Raw genomic sequence first — 15167 nt, 5'->3', positions numbered from 1 at the left:
TCTTTTTATGTGAAGGAGATGACCACATTTGACAAAAGTTTAAGCTGTTTCGTTATTTTAGATATGATTAGATCTGTAATCTTAATTCGTGCTTTTTAAGGAAAATTTATGTCTGTATGGCTTGCCATGCTTATTGGTGCTGGAATTGGCATCATTATCACTACTCTTATTTTATCAAATACACGTAATGGACGAATTAAGGCTGAATATGAGCAATATATTGCTGAACTTGAATTAGAGCATCAACAAGCTCTCACTCAAGCACAAAAGAGAAGTGTAAATACAAGTCGTGCGGTGTTGAAAGGAAAAATGGCAGAACAATTTGCTCCGGTTTTACCTGAATTTCAGTATTTACCAAGCGATGCAAAATTCATGGGCGATCCGGTGGATTATATTATTTTTGATGGATATACCGATTTTCGCGATGGCGATGGTACGGCAGAAGACATCAATATTATTTTGCTCGATGTAAAAAGTGGTGGAGCTAGACTTACAAAAGGTCAACAGGCAATTGCTCAAGCTGTTCAACAAGGCAAGGTTCGTTTTGAAACGTTGAGAATAGATTTCGAAGGTTAACGAGCTGATTAATTCAGCACAAAAATAGACGAAATTGATCTGTATTGTTACTAAATTTCGATATTTTTTTCATCGCTTAAAGCTATTATAAATTGAAGATCTATTTACTTTGATCTAGCAATATTTGAGGTGTAACACGATGAAAAAACAACGTTTGATGATGGGCTTACTTGCCGCGATTGGCATGAGTTCAACATTTGCATCGACCTCAAGTGAATATAATATAGCCAATGGTTTGAGTCCGATAGAAAAAGATCAATCTATTTCTGTATTACAACCTTTTCAAGGCAATTTCAGAATCTTGGGTTCAAAAGTTTATCAAAATGATGAACAAGCTAAATTTTCTCCTATTGACTATGCCGTAAGTTGGGGATTGTTTGCACAGCCTGAAATCGCACGTCATATTTCAGTGAAACAATATGACCGTTATTTAAACTGGAAAATTCCCAAATTACCTGTTCCAGCAGAGCAAGCAATGCAAATGGTGTCTAACATGCACATCATTCCTGCAAACCCTGAGATTGCTCAGCAGATTAAACAGGTTAAACGTGGTGATTTAGTTTATCTAAAAGGTGACCTTGTCGAGATTAAGGACAAAAATTTAGTCTGGAAATCTTCACTTACGCCGACTGATACGGGTGATGGTGCATGTGAGTTATTCCGCGTTCAGGCAATTCATTGGGTTGAAAAGCAAAATATATAATTTGAAAAAAGCCTTCATAAGTTTGAAGGCTTTTTTATAACCACTACATTGTTTATTTCTGTTGCGATGCTTTCCAATATTTTAATTGATTTTGTGCTTGTAAATAGTCGGCAAGATCATTTATCTGTTCATCTTTATTGGTTTGCTTATCACTCAAGTGTTTTTCTTGGTTTTCCCAATATTGATAAAGTAGACCCTGAATGTAACGGCCTTGCTCAGTTTTTAAATCTAAATCTTTTAACATGGTCAGAGAAGAGCGCACATTATCGAGAGTACGCTGTTGCTCAAACTCTGTAGTGAGGGTTCCAGCTTCATGCATTTTTGCTAATTCACTTTCCATTTCGTCACTCATTTCTGTAAAGCGACGGTCATAATCCTCTAACAGCGCAATATCGTGTGCATCATCAGCAGTGGCAGGGAAGGTTTTAACAGGTCTTTCATTCAGTTTTTCTAAAACCTGATCGGTAGATGAGGTGCTAGAAGGTTGCTCCGTCTTAGCAGGCTCATCCGCTTTTTTACAAGCAGTCAGAAATAGGCTAGAGCAAAGCAAAGACATTAATATGATTTGAGGTGTTTTCTTCTTCATAACTTTCAACCAAACCTATTCACTAATTATTTAACGGGTAACGTACTTTTCTGAAAGTGATATGCATATGTGACATATGGAAAATCAATCTGATCTTGAGGACCTAATCCCGTAAAATCATAAACAATTTTTTCAAACTGCGCTTTGAGTTGTAATTGATCTTTTTCAGTCATTGCAGCAATAAAACTCGTAGAGAGTAAACGTTTACTCACGACTTGTTCGACAGAACCGTGTTGTGACTGTGTGAATGTTTGTAGGCTATCAAATACAAATAAATCTTGTTGTTCAAACACACGTTTCCACTTTTCACTATGATAACGAGGTGTATCACCTTCAAGAGGGAGTAGGAAGTCAGCTAAAGCCTTGACCCAATCTGTACGTTCGTCGCGTTGATTCCAAACTAGCCCTAAATGTCCTTTTGGTTTTAATACTCTATGCATTTCTGTTAGGGTATCGAGATTGTCAAACCAGTGAAAAGATTGCGCACAAATAATGGCATCAATTTCATGATCTGCTACAGGAATTGAATTACTAAAAGCCTGTAATGTTTTGATATCAGGATAAACTTGTTGAAGCTGCTGTAACATCTCGCCAATTGGCTCAACTGCAATAACATCAGCATGTGTTTGTTTTAAGTAGGGTAAGAATTTGCCAGTACCCGATCCAAGATCAATAACAGTAGATTTTTCCTGTATTTGTAGGCAATTTTGCAGCCAACTTACTATTTCTGCGGGATAATTAGGTCTAACTTGCTGATAAAGTTCAGCAGCTGAGCTGAAGCCTTTTTGAGCGGCAGGATGTAAGGATTGTGTCATATTTTGCGCTTTTTAATCTGACTGGCATCTATAAAATAAGATACTCCGCAATCATAAATTGGCAAAACACCTATTTTGTTTCATTTTTGACGTTGTATGTGGGAGTAAATTTTCTTTCGGTGTGAGCATGGATAAGCAAATTATTTTTGAAGACGAACACATTAGAGCCATTTTTTTACCAGGCGATTCTAATACATTGGTTCTCTCTTTTGGCGATTTGATTACCCGAGCGAGTGGCTTATCTATCAATGCTGAAAAGTCCCTAATTAAATACCAATATAATGTTATTGGGGTAATGCCAAAACAAAAATCATGGTTTCCTCAAGCAAGCATGATTGAGCTGGCAAAAGCAATTTCGCCTATTCTAAAAGGCTTTAAAAATATTGTGGGTTATGGCGGTTCAATGGGCGGCTATGCGGCAATCAAATATTCTAATTTATTGAATATGAACCGTGTGATTGCATTTGTGCCTCAATATTCAATTGACCCTGAACACGTTGAAGACCGACGCTATGCTGAGTTTTTTGATGCTATAGCAAATAAAGACATGCAGATTCAGCCGCAAGATGTCGATTCAGCGCGTGAATACGTTATTGTTTATGACCCATATTTCTCGATTGACCGTGAACATTACTTAAAAATAAAAGAACTGTTACCAAGCTTACATACGATTCATTTGCCATTTACTGGTCATGAAGCATTGTCTGTATTGGCTAGTTCAAGTTTATTACATGATTTTATTGAACATGATTTCGATGAAATCTATTTTTATCAGCAAGTTCGTAAGGTCAAAAAACAAAGTAAGTTTTACTTCCGTAATGTACTTGCGCATGTTCTTACCCAACATGATGAAATGTTGTTAAAAATATTACGTCAAAATGATTTTCAGCTAGATGAACGTTATTTTGATAACCCACTTAAACAGGCTATTACACGTAGTCTGATAAAAACAAAGCAAGCAACTGAATTGGACTTTCAAAAGCTTGGGGTTAAAGTACAACGAATTCAAGAAGATGCAAATTACAAAGAAGGCTTGCAGACTAGCTTTGGTTTAATTTTGGTATTCAACCTCATCAACTCAAAGTTTGAAAGTTATGCTCTGGATGTTCTGTTGGCGAATAAATCTTATTTGGTTCCAATTGTGGCTGAGCAAACTGGTGTAGTGCATATTGAATTAAATAATGAAATTTATTTGTTAGCGATGAATGATCGTAAGATTATTAAATTGTTCAAGAGTGAAGAGCCTTTAACATCGGATATGAGCCCATTTGTAATCAAAAAATATTCGGATTCTTTTGCGATTAGCTATAAGCAACTAAATTTATCTTGTGAGGAACAAGGGCTGTGTGAATTTACGGAAGGTTCAATTCAACCTACAGAGCAGTTGACCACCATCAGCTATTAAAACTTTATAGTGTTTAAATAAAGCTCAGACCTTTAGGTTTGGGCTTTATTTTTTGCTTAAAAAATATTTTTTTATAAACTTATTTGTATATTATTTTAAAATTCATTATTTAAATAAATAGTAGGTTTATTATATGGTGATCTGCTGTATTTAAAGTAGGCATAACTAGTAATATATATAAATATTATATTTAAAAATAAATGTGTTTTCCTAATACATAAATTATAGAAATAATATAAGATTAATTAAAATACAGTTATAGCTATAAAAAAATATAAATAAATGTTTTTACTATATATTTTATTTTGACTTGAAGAGCTTGGTTAAAATAAGTTCACTATTCAAAGATAATTGCATATTTATTTTTTTCTCCTAAAATGATTTTTTACTAAATTGTCGTTACAGTTTTTTATATGCAATCATTAAATTATCGGAATAATGATGCATCGCAACATGGAAGTTCTGCACCTTTGAAACGAGCAATGAGTACTCGACATTTGGTGATGATCTCCCTTGGCGGTGCCATAGGTACAGGTCTTTTTTTAGGGTCTGGTGATGTAATTTCCCAAGCAGGCCCAATTGGCGCAATTATTTCTTATTTTTTGGGCGGTTTAATTGCCTATACCGTGATGTTATGCCTTGGTGAACTTGCGGTTCATGTACCGGAATCAGGTTCTTTTGGGGAATACGCCCGCCGTTATATTGGTCCTGGTACGGGCTATATGATTACTTGGCTCTATTGGTTAACTTGGACTGCAACTTTGGGGACTGAGTTTACTGCGGCAGCTTTATTGGTGCAGGAGTGGTTTCCATCTACCTCGGTATGGGCTTGGACTCTTTTTTTTGGCGCCTTAGTTTTTTTCCTTAATATCAGTTCAACTCGATTATTTGCCGAATCTGAATTCTGGTTGGCACTCGTCAAAGTTGTCACTATTATTTGTTTTATTGGTTTAGGTTTACTGGCAATTTTTGGTTTTATTCCTTACCACGGACATGAAACAGCACCATTATTTAGTAACCTGACTGCTCACGGTTGGTTTCCAAATGGTCTCTTCCCAATTTTTGCCACTATGCTGATTGTTAACTTTGCTTTTTCGGGCACTGAATTGATTGGAGTAGCGGCGGGGGGAGCTGAGAATCCAGCACAGACAGTTCCTAAAGCAATCAATGCGGCTATTTGGCGTTTACTGATTTTCTTTGTTGGTACAATTGTGGTGATTAGTTCATTACTGCCGTTCCAGCTTGCAGGCCTTAGTGCAAATGAAGTAAGTAATAGTCCTTTTGTGACGGTATTTAACTATATTGGTATTCCATACGCAGAAGACATTATTCGCTTTGTAATTATTACGGCTTTACTATCTGCTGCAAATTCTGGTTTGTTTGCTGCTTCACGTATGATGTGGTCGCTTTCGGCAAAAAATCAATTACCAAAAATATTTTCTAAATTAACTCCTTCTGGTACACCGATTGTTGCCATTACTGTAACTATGTTTGGTGCAATTCCTGGATTGCTTTCAGAACAATTCGCGCCAGAAACAATTTTTAAGAATTTGTTGGGCGTTGCAGCTTTTACAATGGTTGTGGTTTGGATTGCGATTTGCGTTTCACAGTTTAACTTCCGTAGACAGTGGTATAAGTCGGGTAAAACAGCAAAAGATTTACGCTTCGCGGCACCTCTTTTCCCTCTTACTCCAATTGTAGGTGGGCTGTTCTGTATCGTTACCTGTATCAGTATGGTATTTGACCCATCTATGCAAGTTGGTTTTATCTGCTGCATTATTTTTATCATTTTATGTTATGCAAGCTACTTCATTTTTTATCGAAAGAAAGATCTAGTGCAAAGCTAAGCTTTTTAGTCGAAAAATGTGTTTTTAAAGGTCCCGAAAGGGGCCTTTTTTTGTGCCTTAGAGGAACTACAAAAGAAAGAACTTCTGTATTTTTTTTAAAAATGAAGTTTTATTTTTGATCATGAAAACAAATATTGTTTTATAAAATTACCATTTATCGGATTCTTATTAATATTTATTTATTATTAATAGTTGATTAAGTCTATGTTTAGCTTGGTTATTTGATAAAGAGGTTTTTGGGTTTTTATAAAATATGAATTAGAAATGGACTTATTATAGATTTAATGTAGAGAGGGTATAATTTTTTGACAAATTCATAAAGGTGATTAATTTTTAAGTTATTGTTATTTATGATTTTAATTTGGTGTATTTTTTTAAATTATGATTTTATGTTTTCTATAAATTTTTTTTATTAAAGTTAAGCTTTTTTTAATATTTGTTGTTTTTTTATTATAAAGATTAGTGCGATTTGATTATTTTTTCTCTGCTTATTTATTTTAAAATGTTCTAAATGAGTGTGCTCTATGCTATATTTATTGGAAGATTTTATAGCTATGTTCCGGCTTAATTTTAAGCGGTGTGTGTAGAGATAATTAATCTGTAGCATTATTGAACAATGTTTATTTTTAAAAAGACTAATGGAGGGATCTATCGATTAGTCAAAATAATTTTTATGGACATATGATTTTTTTATAAATCATCGTTCTTTTTAACTCCCAAACGGTTATGCCATTTCTTTTGTATTTATATTTCAGCCGACTGGATTAAGTGGGTTGTGGTTAAACTTTGCTTTTATAAAGATAGCTTTATAAACAGTAAGTTACATGAAAGAAAGCTTGTAAAAGATATCGATATATAAAAGTAGATCATACTTTTAGTATCAACAAATGGAATTTAAAAAATCTAATGCTTTAGAAGAGCAGAAGGTTTAGTAAATAAACTAAGACTTTGTTATTGCAAGGTTTTGGTTGCTGAATAATAAAGACTACGGATTTATCAAATCTGAGTCTATGAAGGTATATAGGAAAAAAGATGTCAGATCTTTCATACGTAAACGAACATAGCGATGCATGGCAAACTTACTTGGCACAAATTGACCGTGTAGCGCCATATTTAGAACACTTAGCTGATTATATCGATACTTTAAAACGTCCTAAGCGTGCGCTTATTGTTGACGTGCCAATCGTGATGGATGACGGTTCGATCCAGCACTTTGAAGGTTACCGTGTACAACACAACTTGTCTCGTGGTCCGGGTAAAGGCGGTGTTCGTTACCATCCAAATGTTGATTTGAATGAAGTGATGGCGTTATCTGCATGGATGACAATTAAAACTGCTGTTTTGAACTTGCCATTTGGTGGTGCAAAAGGTGGTATCCGTGTTGATCCACGTAAATTATCAACTCGTGAATTAGAGCGTTTGACTCGTCGTTATACGACTGAAATTGGTCATATTATTGGGCCTCAAAAAGATATTCCTGCTCCAGACGTTGGTACGAATGCCAATATCATGGGTTGGATGATGGATACTTATTCTACTAGCCAAGGTCACACGGTAACTGGTGTTGTAACTGGTAAACCAGTTCACTTAGGCGGTTCTTTAGGTCGTGTAAAAGCAACTGGTCGTGGCGTATTCGTTACAGGTCGTGAAGTAGCAGCAAAAATTAATTTACCAATTGAAGGCGCGAAAGTTGCTATTCAAGGTTTTGGTAACGTAGGTAGTGAAGCAGCTTTCTTATTTGTTGAATCGAAAGCGAAAGTTACACACGTTCAAGACCACACTGGCACAATTTTCAATGCTGATGGTATTGATCTTGAAGCATTACGTGATCACGTAAATGCAAATCAAGGTGTTGGTGGTTTTGCCGGCGCTCAATCAATTGCTGACGAAGATTTCTGGACAGCTGAAGTTGACATTATTGTTCCAGCTGCATTGGAAGGCCAAATCACTGTTGAACGTGCTCAAAAACTTAAAGCTAAGTTGATTTTAGAAGGCGCAAACGGCCCGACATATCCTAAAGCTGAAGACGTATTAGTTGAGCGTGGCATTGTTGTAGTTCCTGACGTGGTATGTAACGCCGGCGGTGTAACTGTAAGTTACTTCGAATGGGTTCAAGACATGGCGAGCTACTTCTGGAGCGAAGAAGAAATCAACGAGCGTTTAGACAAGTTGATGGTTCAAGCTATGGAAGATGTTTGGAATACAGCAAACAGCAACGCTTGTACTTTACGTACAGCGGCTTACATCTTGGCATGTGAGCGTATCTTAAAAGCTCGTAAAGAACGCGGTATTTTCCCAGGCTAATCTGCGGAAATTACTTTTAGAAAAAGTGGTCTGAACAAATATAAAGGATGTTATAGGGTTTATTTGTTCAGTCCCTTTTTCTGAATTATTCAAATTTAAGTGTTATCGAATATATTAAATAAATACTGAGGTAAGCATGGAACAGCCAATTTCTGTAACTCGAAGCAACTTTAACGACTGGATGGTTCCAGTTTTTGCACCGGCAAATTTCATTCCGGTACGTGGCGAAGGTTCACGTATTTGGGATCAAGAAAATAAAGAATATATCGATTTTGCAGGCGGGATTGCAGTAAACGCATTAGGTCATGCGCATCCAGTGGCAGTAAATGCTTTAACAGAACAAGCAACAAAACTTTGGCATGTAGGCAATGGTTATACAAATGAACCCGTTCTACGCCTTGCAAAACAACTCACGGAAAATACATTTGCAGATAAGGTTTTCTTCTGTAACTCAGGTGCAGAAGCCAACGAAGCTGCTTTAAAACTGGCTCGTAAAGTTGGTTTAGACAGCGGCGTTGCTGGAAAAAGCGGCATTGTGGCATTTAACAATGCTTTCCATGGCCGTACTTTATTTACCGTTTCAGCGGGTGGTCAACCTAAATATTCACAAGACTTTGCACCACTTCCAAATGGTATCAACCATATTGCCTTTAATGATTTAGAAGCTGCAAAAGCGGCCATTAATGAGCAAACTTGTGCAGTTATTGTTGAGCCGATCCAAGGTGAAGGCGGGGTAATTCCAGCTGATATCGAATTTTTAAAAGGCTTAAGAGCACTATGTGATCAGTTCGGCGCCTTACTGATTTTTGATGAAGTACAAACGGGTGTTGGCCGTACAGGTACACTTTATGCCTATATGAACTCTGGTGTCATTCCAGATGTGTTAACGACTGCAAAAGCACTGGGTGGTGGTTTTCCAGTCGGTGCAATGCTAACAACAGATAAATTTGCTCCGCATTTTTCTGTCGGTACACATGGTACGACTTATGGTGGTAACCCGTTAGCAAGTGCGGTTGCTGGTGCAGTGTTTGAGTTTATTAATACGCTTGAAGTACTGAATGGCGTTAAAGAGCGCCATGACTACTATAAAAATGCTTTAAATCAATTAAATGAAAAATATGAAGTCTTTAAAACGATTCGCGGTGAAGGCTTATTGATAGGTTGCGCTTTAGAAGACAAATTTGCTGGTAAAGCAAAAGACATCAATAACCTTGCGGGCGAAGAAGGTTTACTGAGTCTGATTGCTGGTCCGAATGTTGTACGTTTTACACCGTCTTTAATCATTCCATTTGCTGATATTGATGAAGGTTTAAAACGCTTTGAACGTGCGCTTGCTCGCTTTGTTGAAATTCAAAAGGATGAACAAGCAGCATGATGAGTATTCGTTACATCGAACCTAAAGATGTTAATGACCTTTACCTGTTGGCAAAAAAAGCGGGTTTTGGTTTGACATCTTTGCAGCCCAATATGGAAAAACTTGCTGCTCGTATTGAGAGGGCGTGTAAGACAGTCGCAGGCGAACTCCCAAAGGCAGATCAGGTTTACCTATTTGTTTTAGAAGATACTGAACTCAACAAAGTTGTCGGTGTTTGCGGTATTGAAGTCGCACTTGGTTTAAAAGAGCCTTGGTATAACTTCCATGTAGGAACACAAGTTCATGCTTCTGAACCGTTAAGTGTTTATAACGCTTTACCGACTTTGTATTTGAGTAACGACCATACTAACTGTAGTGAGCTTTGTACGTTATTTTTAGACCCTGACTATCGCTTAAATAAAAATGGCAAGTTTCTATCTAAAGTCCGTTTCTTATTTCTTTCAGCATTCCGCCAATATTTTGAAGAAACGATTGTTGCCGAAATGCGCGGATATTCTGATGAAAATGGACAATCACCATTTTGGAACGCAGTAGGTCATAAGTTTTTTAATATTGAATTTACCAAAGCCGATTACTTAAGTGGTGTCGGGCAAAAGGCTTTTATTGCTGAGCTGATGCCAAGACATCCACTCTATGTCGATATGTTGCCGGACGATGCTAAAGCTGCGATTGGCATTGTTCACCCAAATACTCGACCAGCCTACAATCTCTTGCTTGAAGAAGGACTGCGCTATAAAGGCTATGTCGATATTTTTGATGGCGGTGCGACGTTGCAAGCAGATATCGAAAATTTAAGGGCGATTAAAGAAAGTCAGTCCGTAACGGTACAAGTCGAACAAACTGAAAATATCGCTGTAGGGGATGAAGCTTACATTGTGGCTAATGATGACTATGAAAATTATCGCGCCATTCTTGTGTATAGCCAGCCTCATCAGAACATATTGCAGTTAACAAAAGAACAGGCAAACCAATTGAATGTTGAAAATGGCTCTTTAGTTCGGGTGCTAAGTATTCATGTTAAACAAGTTTCGAGTCCAGAAGTGGTCAATAAACTCAAAGCCACTGAACATTTTCGAATGGCTGTTAATTAAGCGGAAATTACTATACATTTCACCAAATTTAAGAAGGAATACTATATTATCGCTAGCGCAAGATGGGTATATGGATAAATACAATCTTGCTCGCTGAGCTAAGATTAATTAGCCTGTTTTTCTTTATAAAAGTTAAATCAATAAAATATTTAATTAGTTTATATATTTTAAATGTTTATCGAAATTATATTTTGGAAATCAGGCTAATATAATAATGAAGGAAAGGAATGGTGAATAATTTTTATTGTTATAGGTGATGGCTTTTAAAAAGGAATTTATAAGGTCTTAAGTGATTTAATAATATTTTAGAATGGTTTAATGGACTAAATTAATAATCATATAATTTATTTATTATTAAAGCATTTACGACGGTTGCTATAAATTGGAGTAAATATTACATGAGTAAGAATAACGGAAAGCAGTTCTTGGAAGGAGATCTTCTTGGTAGTCAACATATGACTGAGCAAGAAGAAGAGAAATTGCAGCGCTCATTGACAAATCGTCATATTCAAATGATCGCAATCGGTGGTGCAATTGGTACTGGATTATTTATGGGTTCCGGGAAAACATTAAGTGTTTCGGGTACTTCAATTGTTTTAACCTATTTAATTATTGGTTTCTTCTTTTTCTTCGTGATGCGGGCAATGGGTGAATTGTTGCTTGCCAACACGAATTTTAAAACCTTCGCCGATTTTGCAACAGCTTATCTCGGTCCATGGGCGGGGTTTTTCCTTGGTTGGTCCTACTGGTGTAACTGGATTATTACTGCGATTGCCGATGTAATCGTGATCGGAGGGTACATGCAGTTTTGGTATCCCGATTTACCCATTTGGATTCCGGCATTTACATCATTGGCCATCTTAACCATACTTAACTTTGTGGCCGTTCGATTGTTCGGTGAGCTTGAGTTCTGGTTCTCACTCATCAAAATTACTGCAATTATTCTATTTATTCTGGCTGGTATTTATTTAATTGGGACCGGGTTTACTTCTCCAAATGGGGTTAAGGCTTCAATGAGCCATTTGTTTGAAACAGAGTCGATGTTCCCTTATGGTGTAACAGGTTTCTTGGCAGGCTTTCAAATTGCCATCTTTGCATTTGTGGGTATTGAGCTTGTCGGTACGACTGCTGCTGAAACTAAAGATCCGCATAAATCACTTCCAAAAGCGATTAACTCTATTCCTTTACGTATTTTATTATTCTATGTGGGCGCGTTGGTTTGTATTATTGCAGTCACATCTTGGGCAAAAGTTTCACCAGAAAAGAGCCCATTTGTGGAAATGTTTACTTTGGTCGGGTTACCAATTGCGGCAGGTTTAATCAACTTTGTTGTTGCGACTTCAGCTTTATCTTCTGCAAACAGTGGAATCTTTGCGACCAGCCGTATGTTATACGGTTTGGCTTTAGACAACGATGCCCCTAAAAGCTTTAGTAAGCTGTCAAAAAGAAAAGTTCCAATTCGCGGACTTATATTTTCAATGGCGTGCGTAACGGTTGGAACATCTATTTTATTTATTGTGCCTAATGTTATGACTGCATTTACGATTATTTCAGCGCTCACTTCAATTTTATGTATTTTTACGTTTATGTTGATAGTGCTTTCATATATTTATTATCGTAAGAAAAGCCCTGAACTACACATTCAGTCAAAATATAAAATGCCAGGTGGTTTATTTATGGCATGGCTGACCATGTTGTTTTTAGTTTTTACTATCGTAATTTTAGCTTTAGACCATGATACTTTAATTGCACTTGAGTGCTCACCAATCTGGTTTATTGGTTTATTTATTGCCTATAAATATAAAAAGAAAAAGATGTTGCAGCTTGATATCTTAAAAGCTCAAAAGGTTGATTATATTTAAGCTAGAAGATGAAATTTTTTTAAAGCTAGGCGTGTGTCTAGCTTTTTTATTTTTATAAAATATTGAGATATATATTGTTTTTGTGTAAAATAGTGTGACTATACGTACAATTCTGTCTATAAAATGTTAACTAGAAATTTTATAACTTCTTCCCTTATTCTTTTTGCGGGTTTTCACCAATATGTCTATGCGATTGAAGATGTTTCTTTGCCCAGCCAGGTGCTTCAAGATCAACGTTTAAAAGAGCTTAACCAGCAATTACAAGACCAGCTTGCTCAGCAAACTCCTTATGAAAATACCAAACCATTACAGGATTTTAAGCATTTAGTTGTTGAAGAAAGCCCATGCGTAGTGGTTAAAAAAATTAGTCTTATCCCTTTAAATGATCAGTCGGAATCTGACTTACAGCAATTTAACTTTGTGGTTAAAGCTATAAAAAAACACCCACAGAATGTTTTGGGTAAATGTATTGGAACCCAAAGTTTACATAACATCGTGAACTATGCCCAAAATGAACTTTTAAAAAAGGGTTTTATTACCAGTCAAATTGTCGTGAGTCCACAAGACTTAAATCAAGGTAATTTAAACCTGAGTGTGCAAATTGGTCGCTTGAATAAAATCATAATTCAGGAAGGTAAAATTTCCTCATTACAGCTTAAGACAGGGTTGCCATTTAAAGCGGGCGACATTGTAAATCTAAAAAAACTCGATCAGGGGCTAGAAAATCTAAAACGTGTCTATGCGGTAGATATGCAAATTACTCCCGCAAGTGCTCAAGATAAAGAATTAACGGGCTATAGCGATTTAATACTCAAACTTCAACCACTACAAAAATTTAATTTCAATTTAAGTGTAGATGACTCGGGTAATCAGGACACTGGTACCTATATGGGAAATATCGGGATAGGCGTCAATAATCCATTTCATTTAAATGATATTTTATCGTTAAACGTGAGTCACTCTTTAGATGACTTTAATGAAGACTTAAACCGAAGTTATTTCATTAGTTATCAGTTACCCGTTGGTTATTATGATTTAGGTCTTAGTTATAATGACTATCAATATAAGCAAACAGTCTTAGGGGGGAATGGTCCACTGCTTTACCATGGCAACAGTCAGCAAGCCAACCTAAATTTATCTCGTGTCATTAGCCGTAGTGGACAACATAAAACCAGTGTCTATGGAAAGCTTTATCATAAGGAAAGCCAAAGTTTTATTGATGATATTGAAATTAATGTCTTACACCGAAGAACCTCAGGCTGGAATTTAGGGTTTCAGCACCGTCAATATTTAGGAAATGCAGTATTAGACGGCAGCATCGATTACCGTCGTGGGATGGGAGTAGGTGCCCGAACTGCACCAGAAGAAAACATTACGGATGTTTATGGAAACCATCTTCCTGTTGAAGGTTACTCACGTGCTCCACTTTGGAGTGCAGATCTGCGTTATACCACACCATTTCTTTTGCTCGAAAAACCAGCTCAATATCGCCTTAACTGGCGTGGACAATATGCACCTAAAATTTTAGTACCGAATGACCGCTTCTATATTGGCGGGCGCTATAGCGTACGAGGTTTTGATGGTGAGCTCATGCTTTCCGGAGATAACGGTCAGTATCTACAGCAAGAAATCAGCTTGAATGCACCAATTCCTAATACCCAGTTTTATATGGCAGTTGATCAGGGCTGGGTCAATGGCCGCAATAGCATACCGGGTCAGCGTTATTTACTCGGAAGTGTTTTGGGGCTGCGCACTTATCAAAATAGTTTTTATCTGGATGCCTTTACAGGTCGGGGACTAATTGCACCTGACAGCATAAAAAAAGACTGGGTTACCGGTTTTAGTATCAACCTTTCTTATTAATTTACTTTAGAAAAGACTTTATTCATGAACAAGAATAGTTATCGCATTATTTATAGCAAAGCACGTCAAATGTTTGTGGCCGTGGCTGAAAATGTACGAAGCCAGACCAAGACATCGGGTCAAAGTGAAGCAAGTACCCAGACCAATATTGATAACACTGAATCTCAGGCATTTCATCAACTCTGGCAAGTGAAAGCACTTGTTGCCAGTATTAGCTTGTGGATGCCTTTAGCACCTGTTTATGCGGGTATTGTAGCGGATAGTGCTGCAAATGCTGCGAATAGAGCAGTCATTGGTGCTGGAAAGAACTCGGCAGGTACAGTCGTTCCTGTCGTTAATATTCAAACTCCGAAAAATGGGATATCCCATAATATTTATAAACAGTTTGATGTATTGGCAGAAGGTGCAGTCCTGAATAACAGCCGTCAGGGTGCTACGACAAAAACAGTAGGAAACGTTGCAGCCAACCCGTTTTTAGCCACAGGCGAAGCGCGAGTTATTTTAAATGAAGTAAATTCATCAGCCGCTTCACGTTTTGAAGGGAACTTGGAAGTTGCAGGGCAAATGGCTGATGTCATTATTGCCAACCCGTCTGGTATTAATATTAAAGGTGGTGGTTTTATTAATGCCAACAAGGCAATTTTTACCACAGGTAAACCCCAGTTAAATGCTGATGGCAGCATCAAACAGTTTACGGTTGACCAAGGGAAAATTACGGTCTCAGCGAACCCCAATTCTAA

General features: G+C 36.9%; 12 protein-coding genes. 10 read left to right on the top strand and 2 right to left on the bottom strand.

The window, feature by feature from the left end; translation table 11 throughout:
• Positions 1 to 108: 108 nt before the first annotated feature.
• Entirely contained in the window at positions 109 to 576 is a 468-nt protein-coding gene (locus J536_RS14045) for a Holliday junction resolvase-like protein (RefSeq protein ID WP_032063169.1), read from the top strand.
• Between the two features lie 139 nt (positions 577 to 715).
• Positions 716 to 1279, top strand: coding sequence for a hypothetical protein (locus tag J536_RS14040; protein ID WP_017387028.1), 564 nt, complete (start codon positions 716 to 718; stop codon positions 1277 to 1279).
• A gap of 52 nt (positions 1280 to 1331) precedes the next feature.
• On the opposite strand, the gene J536_RS14035 is transcribed toward J536_RS14040, so the two are convergent.
• A complete protein-coding gene (locus J536_RS14035; protein WP_032063168.1) occupies positions 1332 to 1865 on the bottom strand; it encodes a hypothetical protein in 534 nt (177 codons plus the stop codon).
• A 26-nt stretch (positions 1866 to 1891) separates the two neighbouring features.
• Positions 1892 to 2680 carry a class I SAM-dependent methyltransferase gene (locus J536_RS14030; RefSeq protein ID WP_032063166.1) on the bottom strand — a complete coding sequence of 263 codons (789 nt, stop codon included), beginning with the start codon at positions 2678 to 2680 and terminating at the stop codon, positions 1892 to 1894.
• A 127-nt stretch (positions 2681 to 2807) separates the two neighbouring features.
• Between J536_RS14030 and J536_RS14025 the strand changes: the two genes are divergently transcribed.
• From J536_RS14025 to J536_RS13990, 8 genes are all read left to right on the top strand, one after another.
• Positions 2808 to 4085 carry a hypothetical protein gene (locus J536_RS14025; protein ID WP_032063165.1) on the top strand — a complete coding sequence of 426 codons (1278 nt, stop codon included), beginning with the start codon at positions 2808 to 2810 and terminating at the stop codon, positions 4083 to 4085.
• Positions 4086 to 4498: 413 nt separating this feature from the next.
• Entirely contained in the window at positions 4499 to 5932 is a 1434-nt protein-coding gene (locus J536_RS14020) for an amino acid permease (protein ID WP_032063164.1), read from the top strand.
• A gap of 1032 nt (positions 5933 to 6964) precedes the next feature.
• Complete coding sequence (locus J536_RS14015; RefSeq protein WP_005078412.1) at positions 6965 to 8236, top strand: Glu/Leu/Phe/Val family dehydrogenase; 1272 nt, start codon at positions 6965 to 6967, stop codon at positions 8234 to 8236.
• Positions 8237 to 8372: 136 nt separating this feature from the next.
• A complete protein-coding gene (locus J536_RS14010) occupies positions 8373 to 9611 on the top strand; it encodes an aspartate aminotransferase family protein (RefSeq protein WP_032063163.1) in 1239 nt (412 codons plus the stop codon).
• The gene (gene astA, locus J536_RS14005; RefSeq protein ID WP_032063162.1) at positions 9608 to 10702 is read left to right on the top strand and encodes an arginine N-succinyltransferase; all 1095 of its coding nucleotides are present in this window, start codon (positions 9608 to 9610) and stop codon (positions 10700 to 10702) included. The genes J536_RS14010 and astA overlap by 4 nt, the downstream gene beginning before the upstream one ends.
• Before the next feature lie 398 nt (positions 10703 to 11100).
• The gene (locus J536_RS14000) at positions 11101 to 12564 is read left to right on the top strand and encodes an amino acid permease (protein ID WP_032063161.1); all 1464 of its coding nucleotides are present in this window, start codon (positions 11101 to 11103) and stop codon (positions 12562 to 12564) included.
• A gap of 123 nt (positions 12565 to 12687) precedes the next feature.
• Complete coding sequence (locus tag J536_RS13995; RefSeq protein ID WP_032063160.1) at positions 12688 to 14427, top strand: ShlB/FhaC/HecB family hemolysin secretion/activation protein; 1740 nt, start codon at positions 12688 to 12690, stop codon at positions 14425 to 14427.
• A 24-nt stretch (positions 14428 to 14451) separates the two neighbouring features.
• On the top strand, positions 14452 to 15167 hold a 716-nt coding region (locus J536_RS13990; protein ID WP_155758150.1), incomplete at its 3' end, for a filamentous hemagglutinin N-terminal domain-containing protein.

This window comes from Acinetobacter sp. 809848 (assembly GCF_000581275.1).
Taxonomy (GTDB): Bacteria; Pseudomonadota; Gammaproteobacteria; order Pseudomonadales; family Moraxellaceae; genus Acinetobacter; species Acinetobacter pittii.
The sequence above is the reverse complement of the archived record's forward strand: the minus strand, read 5'-3'. Positions and strand labels throughout refer to the sequence as shown.